20 protein-coding genes and 1 tRNA gene are annotated in these 24163 nt (G+C 61.3%); 13 read left to right on the top strand and 8 right to left on the bottom strand.

The features are described 5' to 3' along the window. The first annotated feature begins 34 nt into the window (after positions 1-34). From AC1RGE_RS08110 to AC1RGE_RS08125, 4 genes are all read left to right on the top strand, one after another. Positions 35-676, top strand: coding sequence for a TetR/AcrR family transcriptional regulator (locus AC1RGE_RS08110; protein WP_011061833.1), 642 nt, complete (start codon positions 35-37; stop codon positions 674-676). Positions 677-1024: 348 nt separating this feature from the next. Next, positions 1025-1834, top strand: a complete 810-nt coding sequence (locus AC1RGE_RS08115; protein WP_227454151.1) for an amidohydrolase family protein — start codon at positions 1025-1027, stop codon at positions 1832-1834. A 47-nt stretch (positions 1835-1881) separates the two neighbouring features. Then, positions 1882-3111: an MFS transporter gene (locus AC1RGE_RS08120; protein ID WP_011061835.1), complete on the top strand. Its 1230-nt coding sequence runs from the start codon at positions 1882-1884 to the stop codon at positions 3109-3111. A gap of 98 nt (positions 3112-3209) precedes the next feature. Then, entirely contained in the window at positions 3210-4820 is a 1611-nt protein-coding gene (locus AC1RGE_RS08125) for an amidohydrolase family protein (protein WP_492583900.1), read from the top strand. Positions 4821-4923: 103 nt separating this feature from the next. On the opposite strand, the gene ydiJ is transcribed toward AC1RGE_RS08125, so the two are convergent. Continuing rightward, a complete protein-coding gene (gene ydiJ / locus AC1RGE_RS08130) occupies positions 4924-7992 on the bottom strand; it encodes a D-2-hydroxyglutarate dehydrogenase YdiJ (RefSeq protein WP_492583902.1) in 3069 nt (1022 codons plus the stop codon). 160 nt (positions 7993-8152) lie between these two features. Here ydiJ and AC1RGE_RS08135 point away from each other — a divergent pair, with 160 nt between their 5' ends. Then, a complete protein-coding gene (locus tag AC1RGE_RS08135) occupies positions 8153-9058 on the top strand; it encodes a LysR substrate-binding domain-containing protein (protein ID WP_492583904.1) in 906 nt (301 codons plus the stop codon). A 209-nt stretch (positions 9059-9267) separates the two neighbouring features. Here the strand turns inward: AC1RGE_RS08135 and AC1RGE_RS08140 are convergent. The 5 genes from AC1RGE_RS08140 to AC1RGE_RS08160 all read right to left on the bottom strand — a co-directional run bounded on the left by AC1RGE_RS08140 (position 9268) and on the right by AC1RGE_RS08160 (position 12978). Beyond that, positions 9268-9343, bottom strand: a tRNA-Gly gene (locus AC1RGE_RS08140). 65 nt (positions 9344-9408) lie between these two features. Continuing rightward, on the bottom strand, positions 9409-9969 hold the full coding sequence (gene pgsA, locus AC1RGE_RS08145) for a CDP-diacylglycerol--glycerol-3-phosphate 3-phosphatidyltransferase (RefSeq protein WP_011061839.1): 561 nt from the start codon (positions 9967-9969) through the stop codon (positions 9409-9411). A 32-nt stretch (positions 9970-10001) separates the two neighbouring features. Continuing rightward, entirely contained in the window at positions 10002-11825 is a 1824-nt protein-coding gene (gene uvrC, locus AC1RGE_RS08150) for an excinuclease ABC subunit UvrC (RefSeq protein WP_011061840.1), read from the bottom strand. A 1-nt stretch (position 11826) separates the two neighbouring features. Further along, positions 11827-12468: a response regulator transcription factor GacA gene (gene gacA / locus AC1RGE_RS08155; RefSeq protein ID WP_011061841.1), complete on the bottom strand. Its 642-nt coding sequence runs from the start codon at positions 12466-12468 to the stop codon at positions 11827-11829. Between the two features lie 147 nt (positions 12469-12615). Next, complete coding sequence (locus AC1RGE_RS08160; protein ID WP_011061842.1) at positions 12616-12978, bottom strand: helix-turn-helix domain-containing protein; 363 nt, start codon at positions 12976-12978, stop codon at positions 12616-12618. A gap of 82 nt (positions 12979-13060) precedes the next feature. Between AC1RGE_RS08160 and AC1RGE_RS08165 the strand changes: the two genes are divergently transcribed. Beyond that, entirely contained in the window at positions 13061-13291 is a 231-nt protein-coding gene (locus AC1RGE_RS08165; protein WP_011061843.1) for a DNA-binding protein, read from the top strand. Positions 13292-13313: 22 nt separating this feature from the next. Here AC1RGE_RS08165 and AC1RGE_RS08170 read toward each other — a convergent pair whose 3' ends face one another. Next, on the bottom strand, positions 13314-13775 hold the full coding sequence (locus tag AC1RGE_RS08170) for a GNAT family N-acetyltransferase (RefSeq protein WP_011061844.1): 462 nt from the start codon (positions 13773-13775) through the stop codon (positions 13314-13316). Next, complete coding sequence (locus tag AC1RGE_RS08175) at positions 13775-14530, bottom strand: carbon-nitrogen hydrolase family protein (protein ID WP_401400495.1); 756 nt, start codon at positions 14528-14530, stop codon at positions 13775-13777. The genes AC1RGE_RS08170 and AC1RGE_RS08175 overlap by 1 nt, the downstream gene beginning before the upstream one ends. Positions 14531-15169: 639 nt before the next feature. Here AC1RGE_RS08175 and AC1RGE_RS08180 point away from each other — a divergent pair. From AC1RGE_RS08180 to AC1RGE_RS08210, 7 genes are all read left to right on the top strand, one after another. Then, entirely contained in the window at positions 15170-16261 is a 1092-nt protein-coding gene (locus tag AC1RGE_RS08180) for a 3-deoxy-7-phosphoheptulonate synthase (RefSeq protein ID WP_492583906.1), read from the top strand. A gap of 214 nt (positions 16262-16475) precedes the next feature. Next, complete coding sequence (locus AC1RGE_RS08185; RefSeq protein ID WP_007924449.1) at positions 16476-16757, top strand: peptidylprolyl isomerase; 282 nt, start codon at positions 16476-16478, stop codon at positions 16755-16757. Positions 16758-16909: 152 nt separating this feature from the next. Next, positions 16910-18772 carry an extracellular solute-binding protein gene (locus AC1RGE_RS08190; protein ID WP_053152398.1) on the top strand — a complete coding sequence of 621 codons (1863 nt, stop codon included), beginning with the start codon at positions 16910-16912 and terminating at the stop codon, positions 18770-18772. After that, positions 18772-19836, top strand: a complete 1065-nt coding sequence (locus AC1RGE_RS08195; RefSeq protein WP_011061848.1) for a microcin C ABC transporter permease YejB — start codon at positions 18772-18774, stop codon at positions 19834-19836. The genes AC1RGE_RS08190 and AC1RGE_RS08195 overlap by 1 nt, the downstream gene beginning before the upstream one ends. Continuing rightward, entirely contained in the window at positions 19836-20858 is a 1023-nt protein-coding gene (locus AC1RGE_RS08200) for an ABC transporter permease (protein WP_011061849.1), read from the top strand. Before AC1RGE_RS08195 ends, AC1RGE_RS08200 begins: the two co-directional genes overlap by 1 nt. Positions 20859-20872: 14 nt before the next feature. After that, a complete protein-coding gene (locus tag AC1RGE_RS08205) occupies positions 20873-22447 on the top strand; it encodes an ABC transporter ATP-binding protein (RefSeq protein ID WP_492583908.1) in 1575 nt (524 codons plus the stop codon). Positions 22448-22738: 291 nt separating this feature from the next. After that, positions 22739-24157, top strand: a complete 1419-nt coding sequence (locus AC1RGE_RS08210; RefSeq protein ID WP_492583910.1) for a sigma-54 interaction domain-containing protein — start codon at positions 22739-22741, stop codon at positions 24155-24157. Positions 24158-24163 lie beyond the last annotated feature (6 nt).

Here is a 24163-nt window from a genome sequence, read left to right on the forward strand (position 1 = left end):
CGTCAAGGTTAAACGGACAAGGAAAAAATGCCCCATGAAAGCAACCAGCAACAATGTGGAAGCTGCCGGCCGCGGCTCTCTGGAAAGCTGGCTCAACGCGGCCTATGAGAGCCTCAAGGAATCGGGAGTGGATGCGGTGCGGGTGATGCCGCTGGCGAAGAAACTCAACCTGTCGCGCACCAGTTTCTACTGGTATTTCCAGGACCGCGAAGCCCTGCTCGAAGCCCTGGTTAATCTGTGGAAGAACAAGAACACCTTGAGCCTGGTGTCACAGTCCGAGGCCTATGCCGAATCCATCACCGAGGCGATTCTCAACGTCTTCGACTGCTGGCTGAACAGCGAATTGTTCGATTCACAGTTCGAGTTCGCCATGCGCAGCTGGGCCCTGCAATCCCCCGAAGTGGCGCACGAGATCCGCCAGGCCGATGCACAGCGGGTGCAGGCCCTGGCACAGATGTTCGACCGTTTCGGTTTCGCCCATGACGCCGCCGTCACCCGCGCGCGCTCGATCTACCTGACCCAGATCGGCTACATCAGCATGAACACCCAGGAACCGATGGCGCAGCGCATGCGCTACATCCCCGAGTACTTGAAGATCTTCACCGGCGTGGAGCCCCTGCCCCGGGAGCTGGACCGGTTCTTCCAGCGCAACGGTTTTTCAGCGGCCGAGCTTTAGAACCGAGGCGGGCCGCCGCCTGGCCCGCCGGCGTTGCTCAATACCCTGTTCAGCCTGTGCCGGTTCGGCCGGGGGCTGAGCAATCTCGACCAGGCATCCCGATGACGCCCCCCAACCCCGTGTAAAAAACCACGCCTGCACGCATTGACAAGGCAGAGGCAAAAACTCAACATGCCAGCACTTGTAGGACAACCAACAACCAACAACTAACAAGTGCCGCTTTTCAACCGTGATGACGCGCGAAAGGCTGTCGAGGGGATGAAATCCATGTCTCACTTGCGACCCGCCACCGACTCGCCGCCTTTGTGCGCGCCCCCTGGAGCAGAGGTCCGGGCCCCGAGCTTCGTAATGCCGGCCGGGGCATGCGACACCCATGCACACGTAATCTCCGGCGATCTTGAACGCTATCCACTGGTACCCGACCGTAGCTACACCCCACCTCCGGCACCTGAGGCGCTGTATCTGGAGGTGTTGCGGGCGATGGGGATGCAGCGAGGGGTTTTGGTGCAGCCGAGCGTCTATGGCACCGACAACCGGTACATGCTCGAAGTGTTGCAACGTCATCAGGAGCAACTGAGAGGGGTCGCGGTAGTAGACGAACACGTTGGCGACGACGAACTGGCGCATATGCATGCCTTGGGTGTGCGTGGTGTTCGCATCAACGTTCTGTTTCGAGGCGGAGTGAATCTGGACTTGATGGAGCACCTTGCCCATCGAATTGCCGACCTTGGCTGGCATATGCAGTTTCTGATTGATGTTCGGCTTCTAAGTGAGATTGAGGCTCGGATGGCCAAGTTGCCTTGCGCTGTCGTGATTGATCACTTCGGGCACTTCCCGGCCCATCTGGGCATTAAGGAAGCGGGGTTTGAGTTGCTGCTGAGGAACGTGGCGGAGCACGGTTGGTGGGTCAAGTTGTCGGGCGCTTACCGCCTGAGTGATCAGCGTCCGGACTATGCCGATACAGATGCGCTCGCCCATGCCTTGCTGGCCGTTGCCCCGGAACGAATGGTGTGGGGCAGCGACTGGCCTCACGTAGCACTCGAAAGTACGCCCGACACAAGTTCATTGCTGGATCGCTTGCTTTCATGGGCGCCCAGCGAACGCCAACGACAGAGCATTCTGGTTGATAACCCTGGCGCCCTGTACGACTTCAAATAACAAAAACAATAACCAAGCAGAACTGCGGTGCTGCCCGGAGAATAATAATGAGTTGGTTTAGCGAACTTAATACCGTTGAAAAACGCACCTTCTATTCCGCATTTGGTGGCTGGGCCTTGGACGCCCTGGATTTCATGGTGTTCACCTTTGTCATCGCCTCGCTGATGACCCTTTGGCACATTGACAAGGGTTCAGTGGGGCTACTGAGTACCGTGACGTTACTTTTCTCGTCCATTGGCGGATGGGGAGCGGGCATTCTGGCAGACCGATACGGTCGTGTGCGGTTGCTGCAGATCAGTATTCTGTGGTTCTCGATCTGCACCGTATTGATCGGCTTTGCGCAAAACTTCGAACAGTTATTTGTCCTTCGGGCACTGCAGGGGCTCGGGTTCGGAGGTGAGTGGGCCGTGGGATCGGTACTGATCGGCGAAATGGTTCGAGCGCAACATCGCGGCAAAGCCGTGGGTATCGTGCAAAGCGGATGGGCCATTGGCTGGGGCGCCGCCGCACTGCTCTACACACTGTCTTTCAGCTTGCTTCCCGAAGATATTGCCTGGCGGTCGCTGTTTTGGATCGGCATCGTTCCGGCACTTCTGGTCCTCTACATTCGTAAATATGTACCAGAGCCCGAGGTATTCCTGCGGACTAAAAAGCACCAGAGCGAAACAGGCAACTCGGTTCCTTTCTGGCACATTTTCTCACCCTCGCTCCTGCGCACCACGCTGCTATCCGCCCTGCTCTGCATGGGCGTTCAAGGTGGCTACTACGCAATCACCACGTGGTTGCCAGCCTATCTGAAACTGGAAAAGGGCCTGTCGGTCTTTGGCACCGGTAGCTATCTGATGGTCGTCATCATCGGTTCATTCTTTGGCTATGTCTGCGGCGCCTTCCTGTCTGACCGCCTGGGGCGCCGCCCCAACTTCATCATCTTCGCCGTTCTGTCGGCCATCAGTGTGGTCTGCTACATGCAGCTGAACTTGACCAACACTCAAATGCTGTTTCTCGGCTTTCCACTGGGCTTCGCAGCTTCAGGTATCTACAGCGGCATGGGCGCCTTTTTGACTGAGCTTTATCCTTCAGCAGTGAGGGCCAATGGCCAGGCATTCTCCTATAACTTTGGGCGAGCGGTAGGCGCTCTGTTTCCCGGACTCGTAGGCTTTATAAGCGCCAAATACAGCCTCGGCACCGCCATCGCGATCTTCGCGGGAGGAGCCTACTGCCTTGTCCTGGTGGTGACCTTCTTCCTCCCGGAAACCAAGGGCAAGCAATTACACTGAGCCAGCCATCATTTGTTAGAGTAACGCCCACGCAATGTTCGTTACGTGGGCGTTTGACGTTTCAAGCTTTTGAAACTGACATTTGATGACTGAGTAAAATGACTATAAAAGCAATTGGCCGACGCGATCACTTCTCGGTTGAAATTTTTCGTCACCTGGAAAGCGAAATACGTGAAGGTCGACTCCGCCCAGGTGATCGCATCCCCACGGAAAGCCGGTTGGCAGAGGCTTTTGCCGTTAGCCGAAATGTAGTGCGTGAAGCTGTCGCTCGGCTCAATTCGGCCGGCCTCGTCGTCAGTCGCCAGGGGCTTGGGGTATTTGTTGCAACCGAAGCCAACCAAAGCAGCTTCCGGATTACTCAAGAGGAGCTCACCGATAGCACCAAGCTGCGTCAACTGTATGAGCTGCGCCTGGACCTCGAAGTCGCCGCGGCCGCCATGGCCGCCAGACGCCGGTCACTCAGTCAGTTGAACAAGATTGAAGCGGCACTGGACACCCTGCGCGCCAGTATCCAAAACCGTCAGGACATGGTGGAACACAGCCTGCAGTTCAAGCGCGCAATTGCCGATGCCACAGGCAATGAATACTTTCGCAACTTCATCATTTTTCTGTGCAGCCACGTCTACGAAGCGGCGTTACTGGAGAACCACCTGGTTCGCTCCAGCGACCTTGGCGAGACGCTACTGGCTGAGCATCAGGCGATCTTCGAAGCGATCAGGCTCGGCGATCCCGACCTTGCCAGACGAGTCACCTGGCAACAAATCATCAACTCCGCCGAACGCAACGGATTGCGAGGATTGCAAGGCTGGGAAATCACTCGGATGAGTTCGCTGGGAGAGACCTACGCACCGCAATGCGCAGGCCCGGACCCTGAACCTCATACATTGCTACGCACCTTGCCTGACGGCGCGTGCGACTGCCACTTCCACGTTTTTGGTGACGAGAATGGCCAACCCTTCTCTCCTCACCGCTCCTACACGCCGCCGCCCGCTCCACTGGAGGCATTTCAACGCGTCCAAAAAACCCTGGGGCTAAGTCGCGGGGTCATCGTCCAACCCAGCGTCTATGGGGCGGACAACAGCACAACGCTCGCGGCACTGAAAGAAGCGGGCAGCGCATTCCGCGGCGTTGTGGTGATCGATGCCGATACCGATACAGAAACCTTGTGGGCAATGCATCGCCTCGGGGTGCGCGGCGTGCGCGTCAACCTGATCTTCAAAAGCGGTGTTGAGGTATCGGATGTTGCAGCGCTGGCAGATAAAGTCGCGCCACTTGGCTGGCACCTACAGCTACTGATCGATATCACCGAGTTCGCCGACTTGTACGAGACCGTGGCCAGCCTGCCCGTCGCAGTCGTCATCGACCACATGGGGCACATGCCCACCAGTTGCGGGCTGGGACATCCAGGATTCACCGACCTGCTGCGGCTGTTAAAAGAAGGTCGTGTGTGGGTCAAGCTTTCGGGGGCTTATCGCTTTACAGCATCGAAGGACTTCCCTTACGACGACGTAACGCCCTACGCTCGGGCGTTGATCGAAGCGAATCCAAACCGCTTACTGTGGGCGAGCGACTGGCCACATCCTTGTATACCGGTACCCATGCCCAACGATGCCAGTCTGCTGGAGATGCTGTTTAACTGGGTTGAAAACGATGACGCGCTCATCAAGCAGATTTTGGTTGATAACCCTGCAAAGCTCTATGGGTTCTGATACCGCTCGACGATCTGCGCACATCGGTTTTCGCTGGGCCGATGGCCTCCAATCAATACCTGGAGAAACGCGAGGCGGCCAAGCCGCCTCAGGCTCGCGCCAATCAGCATCCTGAAGATGGGGTGGCGGTGTCGCGCAGGAACCTCAGCAACGCCTGGAGCGGGTGCAGGACAAGCTGCCCGTCCTTGCGCTTGACCTGGCTTCGACACGAGTACCCATCCGCCAGCAGGCGCCCTGCCCCATTAAGACGGGCCACCAATGGCCCCCAGGACTGTCGGTAAATAACCTCGGACGTCTCGGCATTTTGTGTTTCGTGCCCGTAGGTTCCGGACATTCCACAACACCCACTGGCTTGCACTTGCAACCTCAAGCCGACTCGCGCATAGATCGTCTGCCACAGGCCCACACTGCCCGGCTCGTTGGTTTTCTCGGTGCAGTGCGGCAGGAAGTAGTAAGTACCTTCGTCGGCGCTCACCGCTGATTGCACAAGCACCTCCACAAGCCATTCCTGCGGCAGCAGGACCGCTGGGGCCTGGTCCTCACCCAGGGTCTTGACGTACTCCTGGCGGTAAACCAAGGTCATCGCGGGATCAAGCCCCACCAACGGAATCTGATATTGATGCAGTTCGCGAAGCGATCGGGCGTTGAAATGCGCTGCTTGTTCGAATGCCTTTAGAAAGCCCTGAACCTGCAGCGGCTTGCCATTGGCCGCGAACGGCGCGATGTACACCTCAAACCCGAGCCTGGAAATCAACTCGATCCAGTCCGCGAGCAGCGGTGTCTCGAAATAACGGGTGAAGGCGTCCAGCACGAGAATAACGCTGCGTTTACGCTGCGCCTCGTCCAGCCCTTCAAGAAGCACTGGCGACGCCACGCGCACCTTCCAGCGGCGGCAAACGTCATCAAAATTCAGCAAGCTCAGCAGCGGGCTGTCGACCATACCGGCAACGCGCCGAAGAAACGCCCCCACCATCCCAGAACCGATGATCCCGTTGTACAAGCGCGGCACACGGGCCAAGTAGGGAATCGTGTACTCCAGAGAACCGATGAGGTAATCCTTCAATGGGCGCAGATATCGGCTGTGGTAAAGCTCGAGGAATCGCGAGCGAAAGTCGGGCACATTGACTTTCACCGGGCACTGACCCGCACAGGACTTGCAGGCGAGGCACCCTGCCATCGCCTCGTAGACCTCATGGGAAAAGTCTTTCTGGCCCATCTTGTGCGCAACCGTATTGGCAGCACGCCTGGCGAAGCTGATCACCGTGGCCGCTAAAGGGCGAGCCCCTCGTGAAACCAACACATCGACACCTTGCTGCCCCTGCAAGCGCAGCCACTCCCGGACCAAAGAAGCGCGCCCCTTGGGCGAGTGAATTCTATTTCGAGTGCCCTTCCAGGAAGGGCACATGGCGTCATCGGGGTCGAAGTTGTAGCAGGCGCCGTTGCCGTTGCAATGGACCGCGGCGTCGTAATGCAACCACACCCGCTCATCAATCGTACGATCCAGCTCGCCACGCAACGTGACCTCATCAACTCGAGTCAACCGAGCGTCAGATAGCGTGTGTGGCGTGGCGATTTTTCCCGGGTTGAGTTGGTTGTACGGGTCAAAAGCCGACTTGAGTTCCTGCAGCGCCGGATAGAGTTCGCCGAAGTAGTCCGGCACATATTGCGACCTCAACCCTTTGCCATGCTCCCCCCAGAGCAAGCCACCGTGCTTTCGCGTCAGCTCGGCGACGGCATCGGAAATGGTCTGGATCAAGGCCGCCTGGGCGGGGTCTTTCATATCCAGAATCGGCCGCACATGCAGGACCCCGGCGTCAACGTGGCCGAACATGCCATATTCCAAACCATGGCTATCCAAAAGCGCCCGAAATTGCGCAATGAAATCAGCCAGGTTCTCGGGAGGAACCGCAGTATCTTCAACGAACGGCTGGGGCCTGGCGGAACCTTTGACATTCCCCAGCAGCCCCACCGCACGCTTGCGCATCGCGTAAACCCGCTTCAATGCCTCTGCACCGATGGCAAGGGTGTGCCCCAATCGCACCACACTGGTGTCCTGCTGAAGGTGCCGGACAAACTCATGAACACGCAGTTGAACCACTTCCTCATCGTCGCCGCTGAACTCCACCAGGTTGATTCCCAGGGTTGGCACATCGGGGTCTTGGGGAAAGTACTCGGCGACTCCGTGCCAGACGATGTCGTTCATGGCCAGCCCGAGGACCTTGGAGTCGACCGTCTCGATGGACAATGGCTCGAGCTGCATCAACGCCTTGGCATCGCGCAATGCATCCATGAAGCCCGCGTAACGTACGTTGACAAGGATCGAGTACTTGGGGATGGGCAACACATTCAGCGTGGCTTCAACAATGAAACCCAGTGAGCCTTCGGACCCACACAGGACACTGTTCAGATTGAATCGGTCATTCGGCTCACGCAGATGCGCCAGGTCATATCCCGTCAAGCAACGGTTCAACTTGGGAAAGGTATGCTCGATGAGTTCGGCGTAATCATGGGCGATCTGCGAAGCACATCGATAAATTGCCCCAACCTTGTCGTCGCGATGCGCTTGCGCCTGCCAGCAATCTCGCTCCAGGACTGCACTATCGAGCCGCTCCCCGCCTATCAGAATGGTAGAAAGCGCCAGGACGTGGTCACGGGTTTTTCCGTAGGTACAGCTTCCCTGACCGCTTGCGTCGGTATTTATCATCCCGCCGATCGTGGCCCGATTCGACGTCGACAACTCCGGTGCAAAAAACAGTCCGTGCGGTTTCAACGCCGCATTGAGCTGGTCCTTGACCACACCGCTTTGCACACGCACCCAGCGCTCCTCGACGTTGATCTCAAGGATGCCGTGCATATGACGCGACAGATCCACCACAACGCCGCTCGTCAACGATTGGCCATTGGTTCCGGTTCCGCCGCCACGCGGCGTGAGCACCACCGAACTGAACGACGCCAGCGCCGCAAGGCGGGCCAAGAGCTCGACATCTTGCACATTTCTGGGAAACACCGCGGCTTGAGGCAGGCGCTGATAGATCGAGTTGTCGGTTGCCAGCACTGTCCTCACAGCATGATCGCGAGCAATTTCTCCCTGGAATCCTTCTTTCTCAAGGCGAGCCAGGAACAACTCACAGGGTTCGTTTTTAGTTTCGTGGGGAGGCAACCTGGCAATCATGGTGGAATTCCTAGCGGCGATACGGCTAATCTGAGCATTCTCGTTATGTATGCTTCCTAGCCCGAGGCCTGGCTCAGGACAAAGGCCTTTCCACCGATTTTGTGGGGACAAGACACTTCACACAAACGTAAAACCTGCAGCATTTCCATGAGCTTTATGAATGAACCCACGAAGACTGACCCCCTCGATGTCCCTGCTGATCGCTTTCGAGGCAGCAGCCCGACATTGCAGCTTTACCAAAGCGGCAGACGAACTTGCCCTGACTCAAAGCGCTGTCAGCCGGCAAGTGCAGGCTCTGGAATCACAGCTTGAGGTCTCGCTGTTCAAACGTGAGGGAAGAAGAATCGAACTCACCGCTGCCGGCGCGCTTTACCAGCATGAACTCACTGCCGCACTGGGCCGAATTCGAAGCGCTACCCTGCAGACAATTGCCTTCAAGGAGGAAGAAGGCCCATTGAACCTCGCGGTACTGCCGACCTTCGGTTCAAAATGGCTGCTGCCCAAAATGCATGAATTTTATGCGCGTCATCCCAGGAGCCTGGTGCACGTCCACTCGAGGATCATTCACGCCGACAATCCATCCAGCGTGAGCGACATGCAGGCCATCATCTACGCGGGAAAAGGCGACTGGCCGGGCTACGTATCGCACCTTTTGCTACAAGAAAAACTGGTGGTTGTCGCCAGCCCCAAAGCGCTGCCGGACAGCCTTGAGATGTCGCTCAACGATGTCACCAATCATTTGTTGTTGAATGTCGTTTCTCGACCCAATAGCTGGTCTGATTGGTTTGACCTCAACAAGCTGGACCACCAGAAAATGCGGACAGGCCCAAGCTTTGAGCTCACGGCTCACCTTATTCAGGCGGTATCCGCTGGCGTCGGCATTGGGCTGGTTCCCGATATTCTGGTGCAAGACGAAATCAAATCCGGGGCACTGGTAAAACTGTTTAGCCCTATGGAAAGCGGTCGCAATTACTATCTGACCTGCGCAGCGCGCTATCAGCATTATCCGGCGCTTGAAACATTCAGCGCCTGGCTGTTATCCGAGAGTGCCATCGCGAGTGCCTGAACAGGCCAGGGGCCGGATGTTCATCACCGCTCCAGCAACGAACCGATTCAGCGCTGCCCGGATTCAAGCCTTTTGAGAAGGACTCAATTCCTGGATTTGAAAGCGCTGGATGGTGCTGGATTTCAGTGAAACCCGCAGAAACGAAAAAAGGACCCGAAGGTCCTTTTTTCGATCGCTGCAGAATTCGTGGAACTCTGCAGCGCTATGTTTGGAGCGGGAAACGAGACTCGAACTCGCGACCCCGACCTTGGCAAGGTCGTGCTCTACCAACTGAGCTATTCCCGCAACGTCTTGGTGTTGCGCATTCTATAGAAATCCGAATGCGCGTCAAGCCTTTGATTCAAAAAAACTTATTTTTTCTCGTTATCAGTTTTCAGGTGCGGCCAGGCGGCTCGCAGATACTGCAGCATGGACCACAGGGTCAGGCCCGCTGCCGCCAACAGCAACGCGTAACCTACCAGCACCCAGAAACTGAAGTCCGAGGGATTGGCCAGCAAAATCACCAGCGCCAGCATTTGCGCCGCCGTTTTCCACTTGCCCATGTTCGACACCGCCACCTGCGCGCGGGCGCCGAGCTCGGCCATCCACTCGCGCAGCGCCGAGATGACGATTTCACGACCGATGATCACCGCGGCGGGCAAGGTCAGCCACAGGTTGTGATGCTCCTGCACCAGCAGCACCAGGGCCACCGCCACCATCAGCTTGTCGGCCACCGGGTCGAGGAACGCACCGAACGGCGTGCTCTGCTGCAGGCGCCGCGCCAGGTAGCCGTCCAGCCAGTCGGTGGCGGCCGCGAAGGCAAACACTGAACTGGCGGCCATGTAGCTCCAGCTATAGGGCAAATAGAACAGCAAAATGAAAATCGGGATGAGCAGGACGCGTAGAACGGTGATCAGATTAGGGATATTCATCGGCACAACTGGCTACGAGGTGATTGGGCATTCTACTCGCTGTGCAGGTTTGCATAAATCAACTCTGCGAGCTTTTTACTGATTCCCGGTGCTTTGGCAATCTCGTCGATGCTTGCACGGGACAGTTCCTGCAATCCACCAAAATGTTTGAGAAGGTCCCGCCGACGCTTCGGCCCGACGCCCGCCACCCCTTCCAGGGTCGAGGTACGCCGAGTCTTGCCACGCCGTGCGCGGTGACCGGTGATCGCGAAGCGGTGAGCCTCATCGCGGATTTGCTGGATCAGGTGCAGCGCCGGCGAGTCACCCTTGAGGGTGAATTCATGGGCTGCGTCGTTCAGGTACAGGGTTTCGAATCCGGCCTTGCGGGTCGCGCCCTTGGCCACGCCGAGCAGGATCAGGTCCGGCACCGCCAGCTCATTGAGCACATCCCGAGCCATGGACAGCTGGCCCTTGCCGCCGTCCACCAGAAGGATGTCCGGCAGCTTGCCCTCGCCGTCCTTGAGCTTGCTGAAGCGCCGGGTCAGGGCCTGGTGCATGGCGGCGTAGTCGTCGCCGGCGGTCACGCCTTCGATGTTGTAGCGCCGGTAGTCGGACTTCAGCGGCCCTTCCGGCCCGAATACCACGCAGGAGGCTACAGTGGCCTCGCCGCTGGAATGGCTGATGTCGTAGCACTCCAGGCGCTGCGGCGGCTCGTCCAGGTTCAGCACCTCGGCCAGGGCTTCGAAACGTGCGGCCACGTGCTGGCGGTTGGCCAGGCGCGCGCTCAGGGCCTGCTCGGCGTTGGTTACCGCCAGTTGCTGCCAGCGGGCGCGGGTACCGCGTACCCGGTGGCTGATGGTCAACTCGCGCCCGCGCAGCTCGTCGATGGCGGCGATCAGGGTCGGGAAGTCCTCATGGACCACGTTGACGATCAACTCGGAAGGCAGGTCGCGTTCCGGGCTGCTGACAAAATACTGGCCGAGGAACGCCGACATGACTTCGGCCACGTCCTCCTCGATACCCACCTGGGGAAAGAAGTTCTTGCTGCCCAGTACCCGGCCGCCGCGCACGCTGATCAGGTGCACACAGGCGCCGCCCGGGTTGACGAAGGCCGCCACCACATCCACATCGCCCGTGCCACCTTCCATGCTCTGCTGGTCCTGGACCCGACGCAGCAGGGAGATCTGGTCCCGCAGTTCGGCGGCCTTTTCGAAATCCAGGGTGCTGGCGGCGGCTTCCATGGCGGTGGAGAGTTCGTCGGTCAGGGCATTGCTGCGCCCCTCCAGGAACATCACCGAGTGGCGCACGTCTTCGGCATAGACCTCAGGCTCCACCAGGCCGACGCAGGGCGCCTTGCAGCGTTTGATCTGGTACTGCAGGCAGGGCCGCGTACGGTTCTTGTAGTAGCTGTCCTCGCACTGGCGGACCATGAAGGTCTTCTGCAACAGGCTGAGGCTTTCGCGGATGGCGCCGGCGCTGGGATAAGGGCCGAAATACTTGCCCTTCTGCTTCTTCGCCCCGCGATGGATGCTGAAACGCGGAAAGTCGCCGTCCGAAAGAAACACGTAGGGGTAGGACTTATCGTCGCGCAGGAGAATGTTGTACGGCGGCCGCCACTCCTTGATCAGCGTCTGCTCCAGCAGCAGCGCTTCGGTTTCATTGGCGGTGATGGTGGTTTCGATCTGCGCGATGCGCGCCACCAGGGCGGCGGTCTTCGGCGCCTGGCCGGTCTTGCGGAAATAGCTGGAGAGCCGGTTCTTCAGGTTCTTGGCTTTACCGACGTAAAGCAGGCGTGCATCGCTGTCGAACATGCGATACACACCGGGGCGGCCACTGCAGGTAGAAAGAAAGGCACTGGGATCAAACTGTTCGGTCATTTCAGAGGCTGGCATCAACCATGCCGTGACGAACCGCCAATAGCGTCAACTCGACATCGCTGCTGATCGAGAGCTTCTCGAAAATGCGATAGCGGTAGGTATTCACGGTTTTCGGCGACAGGCACAGCTTGTCGGAGATGATCTGCACCTTCTGGCAGCCGACAATCATCAGCGCAATCTGGATCTCCCGTTCCGACAGGGCGTCGAACGGTGAATCACTGGAAGGCTGGAATGACTTGAACACCAATTGCTGAGCGATCTGCGGGCTGATATAGCGCTGGCCGGCAAATACCAGGCGGATGGCCTGGACCATTTCGTTCAGACCGGCGCCCTTGGTCAGATAGCCCGCCGCACCCGCTTGCAGCAAGCGGGTAGGAAAGGGATCTTCCTCGCAGACGGTGACCGCCACGACCTTGATGTCCGGATGACTGCGCAGCAGTTTGCGCGTGGCTTCGAGGCCGCCGATGCCTGGCATCTTGACGTCCATCAGGACCACATCGGGCTTCAGCTCCCGCGCCTTGAGCAGGGATTCTTCCCCTGACTCCGCCTGCCCGACTACTTGCAGGCCATCGATGTCAGCCAACATTCGTGTAATGCCCGTACGAACGAGATCATGGTCATCGACTACTAGCACCCTTATCAAGCAGACACCTCGCGATATGGTCTTTACAGGTTGCCCGACACCTTAGCAAAAAAGCGGCGTACAAACCTAATCACAAGCGCTATATAAAAAACATCCGGGCGCAATAACGGTCCTACCCCCGTGCGCATCGAAAGAGGCCAGCGCCCCTCACTCTCGTACCTGGGCCTTGCGCCTCTCGCCCTGGCTTGCCGAAAGCTCGGCCAGGGTACTGGTCAGGCGGCAGATAGCATCCTGATCCTCCTTGAACAGCGCCCGATAGCAATCCAGGACCTTTTCCTCGGTCTGACTCAGCCCGCCGCTCTGGATCGGGATCCGGCTGCCGGTCAGCACATACAGCACATCCACCCCTTTTGCCGCCACCCGGGACAGATAATCCGCCTTGGGTGCACGATCACCACTTTCATATTTACCCTGGGCGTTGGCTTCAACCCCGCCTATTTCACCAAAAACTTTCTGCGACAGTCCCAGGCGTTCTCGCTCCTGCCTCAACCGCGAACCGATTCCACTCATTTGGATGTATGATCCCATCTGATACACCCCAAGGGGGTGTCATACTCTTCAAGCATTGAACAAATTTGAACGGTTTTGAACTATGCCCGGTATCCGCACTGCCGCACAAGCCAAGGCCTGGCTGGAACATCAAGGTAAATCGGTTCAACAATTTGCTCGTGAACACGGGGTTGACCCGGCCACTACCTATCAGGTGCTGGCAGGCCGCAAGAAAGGCAAACGAGGGGAAGCGCACAAGGTCGCGGTGCTACTGGGAATGAAGGACGGCATCATCCTCGAGGATGCGCCCGCGATAGATCCCAACGCACAGTAAAGCCTGCGGAAGGGCGTTGCGCTCAGGCGTCGCCAAGCCTTCCGGCAAGCGAATCAGACAAGCGCTCCATGCGCCAGAAGCAATCATCCTCTCCCACCACCCGCAACCCCATCCGCTCATACAGCCGCTGTGCGGGATTGCCCTTGAACACAGTCAGGCGCAACAACCCTCGGCGCTCCTGGCGAGCCAGCTCCAGCACCTGCTCCAGCGTCCAGGCACCGGCGCCCTGCCCCCGGAAAGCCTCCAGCACATGCAATTCGCGGACATACAGCGCCTGCGCATCCCGGCTCAGGCTGACAAACCCCAGCACCCGGGCACCCTGGCAGATCAGCAGGTTCCTGCGGCCGGCCCAGGCCACATCGAAGGCTTCGTCCTGCCACAGCAAGTCGTTGCGAATGTAATAGCCGAGCATGGTGGAACGGGTCAGGTCGCGGGCGAACGCCAGGTCCGAATCAACCGCCGGGCGTAATGAAAAGCCGTCCATCAATGGCTCACCTCTAGCACCTGCGCCTGCCATTCCCCAGTACCACCGCGGACAATCAACAAAGCCTCGCCCACACCCTCGACGGCGCCCATTAACCGGCCCCGGGCATCCCAGGCCGCGCTGCGTCCGGCGCAGGCCCACCCACCGCTGGGGCCGCCGTGGTTGGCCATCAGCACCAGCATTCCGTGTTCCTGGGCGTATCCCTGGAGCTGCGCGCTATCGGCAGCGTAGCCACCTTCGCTGATCAAGACCCCGGCAGCATAGATCCCGGCGCCGGCATCGGCCGCCGCCTGCACATGGCTGGCGTGGCAGAAGTCCGCGCAGACCGCCAAAGCCACGGTTTCGCCACCGATAGGCAAAGGTGCGCCGCCCCGGCCTGCGACAAAAGCGCTCTCCTCTCCTGCATGCAGGTGCTGCTTGGTGTAGACCGCCAGCGAACCGTCGCCGCCCAGCACCAGAGCGCCAATCAGCACCGGCCCGTCAACAGACAGGCGGATCGGCATCCCCACCACCGCCGTCAGTTCCAGCGCCCGGGCCAGATCCCGCAGTGGCTGCAACTGCGGTGCATCCGGCATCAGCGCCAGTTCGGCCGCCAGTTGCGGTTCGTAGCCAGTCAGCGACAGCTCGGGAAACACCAGCAACTGCACGCCCTGCGCCGCTGCCAATTGCATCAACCGCTGATGCCGGGCCAGGTTGGCCGGTAGATCGCCCGCGATGGACACCGTTTGGGCAGCAGCGAGGGTCAGTACGGACATGAACATTCCTTGGAGGGCGAACAGGCGGGAGCAGCGAGTGTGGCATAAATCCCCTGCAGGCTTAATCCATAGCCGCCGCGTGCTGCGCCGATAGAAATTACTGATTGAATCCCGGCACCAGCCTCTAGTAAGCTCGCCCCCACTTTACGGAGAAACCCATGTTGTCCAAGACCCCTTCCCTGCACCGCCACACTGCCAGCGCACTGCGCTCGGTCGCGGCTGCCTGGGTCAACGGCACTCGGGCTCCGGCCAGCTTTTATTTTGGGTATTGGTTTAGCCACTGGCGCGCCTGATACCCAACCGGCGCCCACTTCAACGGGTCGCCTACCAGAGAAATCTCAACCCCCGGTCGGCCTCCCGACCGGGGGTTTTGTTTTTTCCGGCACTGCATTTTCAACCACGACTTTCAGCGACACACCGAACTTACTGAGGATTGCTCCATGAACTACTCCACCTATTACCGCTACGACATGTTTTGCGCCTGGCGATTTAGCAGCCTCCGCTCGGGACAGCCTGCCGCCTCCGATCGGTCACCTACCGGTGGCAATTGCACACTTATGGCCAGTACGGCCAATTGTCGAACACCCCAGTAGGGCCGCGCGCGGGACATAACCCGCCGCCCGCCCAGGAAGACCGCACATGAACTCGTCCGTATCCGCCCTGCCCCTGTCCGCCCACGTCAGCGCCAATGAAACCCTGACCCAGCGCCTGCCCAGCGCCCTGGAACTCAAGCAGCAACTGCCGCTGTCCCTGGCCTTGAACCAACAAGTCGCCGCTCACCGCCAGGCGGTGCGCGCCATCCTCGAAGGTCGCGACCCACGCCTGCTGGTAGTCGTCGGCCCCTGCTCCATCCACGACCCGCAATCGGCCCTGGAATACGCCGCCAACCTGGCCCGCCTGGCCGATGAAGTGCGCGACCAGATGCTGCTGGTGATGCGCGCCTACGTGGAAAAGCCCCGTACCACCGTCGGCTGGAAAGGCCTGGCCTACGACCCCCGCCTGGATGGCAGCGACGACATGGCCGGCGGCCTGCACCTGTCCCGTGAACTGATGCGCGAGATGCTGCGCCTGGGCCTGCCGGTTGCCACCGAACTGTTGCAGCCCATGGCCGCCGGCTACTTCGATGACCTGCTGAGCTGGGTCGCCATTGGTGCGCGCACCACCGAATCGCAGATCCACCGCGAGATGGCCAGCGGCCTGGACATGCCCGTGGGTTTCAAGAACGGCACCGACGGCGGTGTCGCTATCGCCTGTGACGCCATGCGCTCGGCGGCCCACCCGCACCGCCACTTCGGCGTCGACAGCCAGGGCCACCCGGCGGTCATCCAGACCCCAGGCAACCCCGACACCCATCTGGTGCTGCGCGGTGGCCATCGCGGGCCCAACTACGACCGCCAGAGCGTGGCCCAGGTCCAGCAGGACCTGCAGAAGCTGAAGATCCCGGCGCGGATCATGGTCGATTGCAGCCACGCCAACAGCGGCAAGGACCCGCTGCGTCAGCCGGCGGTGTTCAACGAGGTACTGGAGCAGCGCTTGCAGGGCGATACCTCGCTGATGGGGATGATGCTGGAAAGCCACCTGTTCGAAGGCTGCCAGCCCCTGAGCGCGAACCTGCGCTACGGCGTTTCGGTGACCGACGGCTGCCTGGGCTGGGACGCCACCGAACAATTGCTGCGCAATGGCGCGCAACAACTGCGACACGCAGACAAGGCCGCAGCCGTCCCCGCCTGAGCAGCACCGCCCCCGCAGGCGCTGGCTTGCCAGCGAAGGCGTCCTCAAGAGCAGCGTCTCCTCCAAGGACCTCTTCGCCGGCAAGCCGGCCCCTACAGGACCCTCACCACTCATCCCCCGCAGGCGCCAGGCGGCAATGCCTTGAAGGAACTTTGAGAAGAAATAGCCACCTGAATCCGGTAGGCTCTCAACTTTCTTGAAAGGAGCAACATCCATGGCCAAAGCCACTGCCCGTCACATCCTGGTTGCCAGCGAAGCCAAGTGCAACGAACTCAAAGCCGAAATCGAAGCCGGCGCCGACTTTGCCGAAGTCGCGAAAAAGAACTCCACCTGCCCTTCCAGCCGTGACGGCGGCAACCTGGGCTCCTTCGGCCCAGGCCAGATGGTCAAGGAATTCGACACCGTGGTGTTCAGCGCTCCGGTAAACGTGGTGCAAGGCCCGGTGAAAACCCAGTTCGGCTACCACCTGCTGGAAGTCACCAGCCGCCAGGACTGATCCCCAAGCGCCTGCGTCTGCTCAACGGCCCGCCTTTTGGTGGGCCGTTGCGCATGGGCGCCAGGTTCTGCCCAAAGCGGATGCGGCTGGCCAGTCACGCGCCGCTAGCGTACAAATCGTGGTCATCGATCACCCGGCTCCTAAGGCTGACAATGCGACTGCTTTCCTCCACCGTGCTTTTCACCGCCCTGCTGTTGGGCGCCGCGGGTGCCCAAGCCGCACCGCAACACGCCATGACCGTCTATGGCGAACCGGCCAAGTACCCCCAGGGTTTCAGCCACTTCGACTACGTCAACCCCCAGGCCCCCAAAGGCGGGACGTTGCGCCGCTCGGCCATCGAAATCGGCCGTTTCGACCACGTACTGCCCTATATCGACAAGGGCATCGGTGTCTCCCAGCTCGACGGCCTGGTCTATTCGCCCCTGGCCCAGCGCTCCCTGGACGAGCCCTACACCGTCTACGGCCTGGTGGCCGAAAAGATGGAGCGTGCCGAAGACGGCCTGTGGCTGCGCTTCTACCTCAACCCCAAGGCGCGCTTTGCCGACAACACGCCGATCACCGCCGAAGACGTGCGCTACAGCTACGACCTGCTGATGACCCAGGGCAGCATGCGCTACCGCACCCAGTTCGACGACGTCAAAGGCGTCACCGTGGAATCACCACGAGTGGTGCGCTTCGACTTCAAAAGCAACGAAAACCGCACCCTGCCCCTGGATATCGCGACCCTGCCGGTGTTCCCCGAACACTGGTGGAAGAGTCGCGACTTCGCCAATGGCGGCGGCTATGAAGCGCCCCTGGGCAGCGGCCCCTACCGCGTGGCCAAGGTCGACTCGGGCAACAGCATCACCTTCGCCCGCAACCCCGACTGGTGGGGCAAGGACCTGCCGGTTAGCCGCGGCCTGTACAACTTCGATCATTTCAGCGTCGAGTATTTCGGCGATATCGACGTCGCCCGCCAGGTGCTGCGCGGCGGCGCCTACGACTACAACCGCGAGTTTTCCGCCACCGGCTATTCCATCGGCTACGACAGCCCGGCGCTGAACGACGGCCGCCTGCAAAAGGCCCACCTGGCGCAATCGGCGCCGCAACCGGCCCAGGGCTATGTGTTCAACCTCGACCGGCCGGTGTTCCAGGACCGCCGGGTGCGCCAGGCCCTGGCCATGCTCTGGGATTTCGAATGGAGCAACCGGCAGATGATGCGCAACCTCTACATCCGCCAGCAGAGTTTCTTCTCCAACACCGCCCTGGCGGCCCGCAGCCTGCCGGATGCCGAGGAACTGAAGATCCTCGAACCGCTGCGCGGGCAGATCCCCGACGAGGTCTTCACCCAGGTTTTCGAGGCGCCGAAAACCGACGGCAGCGGCGTGATCCGCGACAAGCAACTGCAAGCCCTGGCCCTGCTGGAACAGGCCGGCTGGAAGCCCGAGGGCGACAAGCTGGTGAACGCCCAGGGCGAGCCCCTGAGCTTCACTTTCCTGATCACCCAGGGCTCCATCGAACGCCTGCTGCTGCCCTACAAGCGCAACCTGGCGCAGATCGGCATCAGCCTGAACATTCGCCGCATCGACTCCGCCCAGTACGTCAACCGCCTGATGGCCCGGGACTACGACATGATCGTCACCGGCTACCCGGTGACCACCTCGCCGGGCATGGAGCTGTACAACTACTTCGGCTCCGCCGCGGCCAACGACCCCGGTTCCAACAACTACATGGTGCTCAAGAACCCGGCCGTGGACAGCCTGGTCAATGGCCTGGTGAAGGCCACCAGCCAGCCGGAGATGCTGCGCTACGCCCATGCCCTGGACCGGGTGCTGCAGTGGAACTACTACTGGATAGCCAACTACTACCCGCCCGGCACCTCCACGGTGTGGTGGAACCGCTTCGGCATCCCCAAGGTGCCGGCGAGCAACGATGAAGCCATCGAAAGCTGGTGGGAAGTCAGCAGCAGCGCACTGACCGACGAACAAATGGCCGCCGAGCTGATCCGCCGTGGCAAACCCGGAGGGCGCCACTGATGCTGGCCTACATTCTGCGGCGCCTGCTGCTGATCATCCCGACGCTATTGATCATCCTTCTGGTGAACTTCGTCATCGTCCAGGCCGCCCCCGGCGGCCCGGTGGAACAGGCCATCGCCCGCTTGCAGGGCATCGGTGGCGGCGCCGCTGTCGGCGGCTCCGCCGATGCCATGAGCAGCAGCGGTTCCCGGGCCAGCCGCGGCCTGGACCCCAAGCTGATCCAGGACATCGAGAAACAGTACGGCTTCGACAAGCCGGCCCATGAACGCCTGTGGCTGATGCTCAAGAACTACGCCCAGCTGGACTTCGGCAAGAGCTTCTTTCGCGGCGCCACGGTCACCGACCTGATCCTGGAAAAGATGCCGGTGACCATTTCCCTGGGGCTCTGGGCGACCCTGATCACCTACCTGGTGTCGATCCCCCTGGGGATCCGCAAGGCGGTGCACCACGGCAGCCATTTCGACATCTGGAGCAGCACCGCGATCATCATCGGCTACGCCATGCCGGCCTTCCTGTTCGCCATGTTCCTGATCGTGCTGTTCGCCGGCGGCACCTCGCTGAACTGGTTCCCGGTGCGCGGCCTGGTCTCGGACAACTTCGAGCAGTTGAGCACCCTGGGCAAGGTCGCCGACTACTTCTGGCACCTGGTACTGCCGGTCAGCTCCCTGGTGATCGGCGGCTTCGCCACCCTGACCATCCTCACCAAGAACTCCTTCCTCAACGAGATCACCCGCCAGTACGTGGTCACCGCCCGGGCCAAGGGCCTGAGCGAGCGCCGGGTGCTGTATGGGCATGTGTTCCGCAACGCCATGCTGCTGGTGGTCTCGGGCATTCCCCAGGCCTTTATCAGCGTGTTCTTCGCCGGTTCCCTGCTGATCGAGGTGATCTTCTCCCTCGACGGCCTGGGGCGCATGAGCTATGAGGCCGCGGTGTCCAGGGACTACCCGGTGGTGTTCGGCTCGCTGTTCATCTTCACCCTGTTCGGCCTCTTGATAAAACTCATCGGCGACCTGTGCTACACCCTGGTCGACCCGCGCATCGACTTCGCCGCGAGGAACGCCTGATGCTCATGCTTTCTCCTCTGGCGCGCCGGCGCTTCGACCGTTTCAAGAAAAACCGCCGCGGCTGGTGGTCGCTGTGGCTGTTCATCGGCCTGTTCATCCTGACCCTGGGCGGCGAACTGATCGCCAACGACAAGCCGCTGGTGATCAGCTACCAGGGCTCGCTGTATTTCCCGGTGCTCAAGCGCTACACCGAGCAGGAATTCGGCGGCCAGTTGCCGTTCCAGGCCGACTACCGCAGCGACTACGTGCAGCAACTTATCCGCAAGGACGGTGGCTGGCTGCTGTTCCCGCCGGTGCCCTTCAGCGAAGACACCCCCAACTACGACCTGACCCAGCCGGCCCCCAGCCCGCCGAGCAAGGTCAACTGGCTGGGCACTGACGACCAGGCCCGGGATGTGCTGGCACGGGTGATCTACGGCGCCCGGGTGTCAATCCTGTTCGCCCTGGCCCTGACCGCCATCAGCGCCCTGATCGGCATCGCTGCCGGCGCCCTGCAGGGCTACTACGGCGGCTGGGTCGACCTCCTGGGCCAGCGTTTGCTGGAGGTCTGGTCCGGGTTGCCGGTGCTCTACCTGCTGATCATCCTCTCGGGCTTTGTCGAGCCGAACTTCTGGTGGCTGCTGGGGATCATGGCGCTGTTTTCCTGGCTGGCCCTGGTGGACGTGGTGCGCGCCGAGTTCCTGCGCGGGCGCAACCTGGAGTACGTCAAGGCTGCCCGGGCCCTGGGCCTGAGCGACCGCAAGGTGATCCTGCGGCACATCCTGCCCAACGCCATGAACGCCACCCTGAGCTACCTGCCGTTCATTCTCACCGGGGCCATCTCGACCCTCACCGCCCTGGACTTCCTCGGCTTCGGCATGCCCGCCGGCAGCGCCTCCCTGGGCGAATTGATCGGCCAGGGCAAGCAGAACCTGCAGGCGCCGTGGCTCGGGCTGACGGCGTTTTTCACCCTGGCGCTGATCCTCTCGCTGCTGGTGTTCATCGGCGAGGCGTTGCGCGATGCCTTTGATCCTCGATCTTGAAGCGGACTGTAGAAATGACTGAAAACCTGATCGAAATCCGCCAGCTCAATGTCGCCTTCGGCGCGCAGACCGTGGTCCGCGACCTGAGCCTGGATATCCGCCCCGGCGAATGCCTGGCCCTGGTGGGGGAATCCGGCTCGGGCAAGTCGGTGACTGCCCATTCGATCCTGCAACTGCTGCCGCAGACCGGCTGCAGCGCCACCGGCAGCGTGCGCTATCGCGGCCAGGAACTGATCGGTGCCAGCCCGGCGACCCTGCAACAGCTGCGGGGCAACCGCATCGCGATGATTTTCCAGGAGCCCATGACCTCCCTCAACCCGCTGCACAGCGTGGAAAAACAGATCGGCGAAACCCTGCTGCTGCATCGCGGCCTGGGGGGCAAGGAGGCCCAGGCGCGGATCCTCGAACTGCTGGAGCTGGTGGGCATCCAGAAGCCCCGGGAGCGGCTCAAGGCCTACCCGCACCAGCTTTCCGGCGGCCAGCGCCAGCGGGTGATGATCGCCATGGCCCTGGCCTGCGAACCGGAACTGCTGATTGCCGACGAACCCACCACCGCCCTGGACGTGACCGTGCAGCGCAAGATCCTGCTGCTGCTCAAATCCCTGCAACAGCGCCTGGGCATGTCCCTGCTGCTGATCAGCCACGACCTCAACCTGGTGCGGCGCATCGCCCAGCGGGTGTGCGTGATGAAAGCCGGGGAAATCGTCGAGCAGGCCGACTGCGACACCCTGTTCAACGCGCCAAGGCATCCCTACAGCTGCGAACTGTTGCACGCCGAACCCGAAGGCGAGCCGCTGAGCCGCGACAACCGGGAAACCGTGCTGGAGGTGGACCACTTGCGCGTCGAATTCCAGATCGGCGGCGGCCTGTTCCGGCGCAAGGAGTACCTGCGGGCAGTGGACGGCATCAGCCTCAACGTGCAGCAAGGCAAGACCCTGGGGATTGTCGGCGAGTCCGGTTCGGGCAAGTCCACCCTGGGCCAGGCGATCCTGCGCCTGCTGGATTCCCAGGGCGGCATCCGCTTCCAGGGCCAGGCCCTGGACGGCCTCAACCAGAAGCAACTGCGCCCCTGGCGCAAGCAGATGCAGGTGGTATTCCAGGACCCCTTCGGCAGCCTCAGTCCGCGCATGTCGGTGGCGCAGATCATCAGCGAAGGCCTGGAAGTGCACAGCCAGTACGATGCCCGCCAGTGCGACGAACAGGTCATCCGCGCCCTGGAGGAGGTCGGCCTCGACCCCGACAGCCGCCACCGCTACCCCCACGAGTTCTCCGGCGGCCAGCGCCAGCGCATCGCCATCGCCCGGGCCCTGGTGCTGAAACCGGCGCTGATCCTGCTGGACGAACCGACCTCGGCCCTGGACCGTACCGTACAGAAACAAGTGGTGGCCCTGCTGCGCCAACTGCAGGAAAAGTACGGCCTGACCTACCTGTTCATCAGCCATGACCTGGCGGTGGTGCGAGCCCTGGCCCACGACATGATCGTGATCAAGGACGGCAAGGTGGTTGAGCGCGGCGCCAGCCACGACGTATTCGAAGCCCCACAGCATCCCTACACCCAGGAACTGCTGGCTGCCGCCCATCCCGGCTGACCCAAAGGCCCCTTCGCCGGCAAGCCGACTCCTACACGGGCGAACACATTCACCGCCACCGTAGGAGCTGGCTTGCCAGCGAAGACGCCCGCAAGATCACCACCCCGCCCAAGACCCCATTCACCGGCAAGCCGGCCCCTACACAGGCGAACACATTCACCGCCACCGTAGGAGCTGGCTTGCCAGCGAAGACGCCCGCAAGATCACCACTCCGCCCAAGGCCCCATTCGCCGGCAAGCCGGCTCCTACAAATCGGGCATAATCCCTGGCGCCCATTTCCAGGATGCCGCCATGAACGACAGCGAAAGCCTCAAGGACTACCAGCGCGTGCGCCAACTGGCGATCCGCTCGCTGTTCGAGATCATCGAGCAATCCAGCGAAGGCACGGTGATCGTCGATCGCGACGCCAATATCGTCTGGATGAACGAGCGCTACGCCCGGCGCTTCGGCCTGGAATCGGCAGCCTTCGCCATCGGCAAGCCCTGTGAAAGCGTGATCCCCGGCAGCCTGCTGCGGGAGGTGGTGCGCACCGGCCGCCCCATCCTGCTGGACATGCAGGACACCCCCAAGGAACCCCTGGTGGTGATGCGCCTGCCGATCCACGACGACGCCGGCACGGTGATCGGCGCCATCGGTTTTGCCCTGTTCGACGAACTGCGCAGCCTGTCGCCGATGCTCAAGCGCTACCTGAGCATGCAGGAAGAACTGGCCTCTACCCGCTCCCTGCTGCGGGCCCGGCAGACCAAATACAACTTCGCTCACTTCATCGGCACCAGTGCCGCCAGCCTGGAGGTCAAGCGCCGCGCCCGACGCGGGGCCAGCGCCGAGTCGCCGATCCTGCTGCAAGGCGAAACCGGCACCGGCAAGGAGCTGCTGGCCCAGGCCATCCACGCCGCCTCGCCACGGGCGCACAAGCCCTTTGTCAGCATCAACAGCGCGGCCATTCCCGAGGCCCTGCTGGAGGCGGAATTCTTTGGCACCGCCCCTGGTGCCTTTACCGGCGCCGACCGCAAGGGCCGCCCGGGCAAGTTGCAGATCGCCCAGGGCGGCAGCCTGTTCCTCGATGAAATCGGCGACATGCCGCTGTCCCTGCAAAGCAAGCTGCTGCGGGTGCTGCAGGAAAAAGAGTTCGAGCCGGTGGGCTCCAACGAGGTGATCCACAGCGATGTGCGGATCATCGCCGCCACCTCCACGGACCTTGAAGCGGCGATCAAGCGCGGCGAGTTTCGCGCCGACCTGTACTACCGGTTGAATGTGCTGCCAATCCAGGTGCCAGCCTTGCGCGAACGCCTGGACGACCTGCCAGCCCTGAGCGAAGGGATTCTCGAAGAACTGCGCAGCCAGCATGAACTGAACCGCGATGCCCTGGCCCTGCTGGCGCAACATGCCTGGCCGGGGAACATCCGCGAGTTGCGCAACGTCCTGGAACGAGCGGCGCTGCTCAGCGACGACCTGATACTCAACGCCTCGGATATTCGCGCGGCGATTGGCAGCTTCAGCCCGGTGCAGCGTAACGAAGCCCTGGTGCCAGGCGATTCGCCAAACCAGGAAACCTTCGCCGCGGCCCGAGAGCGTTTCGACCGGCAACTGATCGGCGCCACCCTGGCCCAATGTGCCGGCAAGGTGGACGAAGCGGCCCGGCGCCTGGGGCTGGGGCGCTCCACGCTGTACAAGAAGATGGCGGCCCTGGGGATTGTCGAGTCTCAATAAAGAGAC

This window comes from Pseudomonas sp. GW823-FHT02C05 (assembly GCF_058797595.1).

Coding starts and splice junctions, on each gene's coding strand:
- AC1RGE_RS08125 (WP_492583900.1), top strand. CDS start 3,210: ATGACTATAAAAGCAATTGGCCGACGCGATCACTTCTCGGTTGAAATT.
- pgsA (WP_011061839.1), bottom strand. CDS start 9,969: ATGAATATCCCTAATCTGATCACCGTTCTACGCGTCCTGCTCATCCCG.
- AC1RGE_RS08180 (WP_492583906.1), top strand. CDS start 15,170: ATGAACTCGTCCGTATCCGCCCTGCCCCTGTCCGCCCACGTCAGCGCC.
- AC1RGE_RS08210 (WP_492583910.1), top strand. CDS start 22,739: ATGAACGACAGCGAAAGCCTCAAGGACTACCAGCGCGTGCGCCAACTG.
- ydiJ (WP_492583902.1), bottom strand. CDS start 7,992: ATGATTGCCAGGTTGCCTCCCCACGAAACTAAAAACGAACCCTGTGAG.
- AC1RGE_RS08185 (WP_007924449.1), top strand. CDS start 16,476: ATGGCCAAAGCCACTGCCCGTCACATCCTGGTTGCCAGCGAAGCCAAG.
- AC1RGE_RS08200 (WP_011061849.1), top strand. CDS start 19,836: ATGCTCATGCTTTCTCCTCTGGCGCGCCGGCGCTTCGACCGTTTCAAG.
- AC1RGE_RS08160 (WP_011061842.1), bottom strand. CDS start 12,978: ATGAGTGGAATCGGTTCGCGGTTGAGGCAGGAGCGAGAACGCCTGGGA.
- AC1RGE_RS08165 (WP_011061843.1), top strand. CDS start 13,061: ATGCCCGGTATCCGCACTGCCGCACAAGCCAAGGCCTGGCTGGAACAT.
- AC1RGE_RS08170 (WP_011061844.1), bottom strand. CDS start 13,775: ATGGACGGCTTTTCATTACGCCCGGCGGTTGATTCGGACCTGGCGTTC.
- AC1RGE_RS08195 (WP_011061848.1), top strand. CDS start 18,772: ATGCTGGCCTACATTCTGCGGCGCCTGCTGCTGATCATCCCGACGCTA.
- AC1RGE_RS08110 (WP_011061833.1), top strand. CDS start 35: ATGAAAGCAACCAGCAACAATGTGGAAGCTGCCGGCCGCGGCTCTCTG.
- uvrC (WP_011061840.1), bottom strand. CDS start 11,825: ATGACCGAACAGTTTGATCCCAGTGCCTTTCTTTCTACCTGCAGTGGC.
- AC1RGE_RS08205 (WP_492583908.1), top strand. CDS start 20,873: ATGACTGAAAACCTGATCGAAATCCGCCAGCTCAATGTCGCCTTCGGC.
- AC1RGE_RS08135 (WP_492583904.1), top strand. CDS start 8,153: ATGAACCCACGAAGACTGACCCCCTCGATGTCCCTGCTGATCGCTTTC.
- AC1RGE_RS08175 (WP_401400495.1), bottom strand. CDS start 14,530: ATGTCCGTACTGACCCTCGCTGCTGCCCAAACGGTGTCCATCGCGGGC.
- AC1RGE_RS08120 (WP_011061835.1), top strand. CDS start 1,882: ATGAGTTGGTTTAGCGAACTTAATACCGTTGAAAAACGCACCTTCTAT.
- AC1RGE_RS08190 (WP_053152398.1), top strand. CDS start 16,910: ATGCGACTGCTTTCCTCCACCGTGCTTTTCACCGCCCTGCTGTTGGGC.
- AC1RGE_RS08115 (WP_227454151.1), top strand. CDS start 1,025: ATGCCGGCCGGGGCATGCGACACCCATGCACACGTAATCTCCGGCGAT.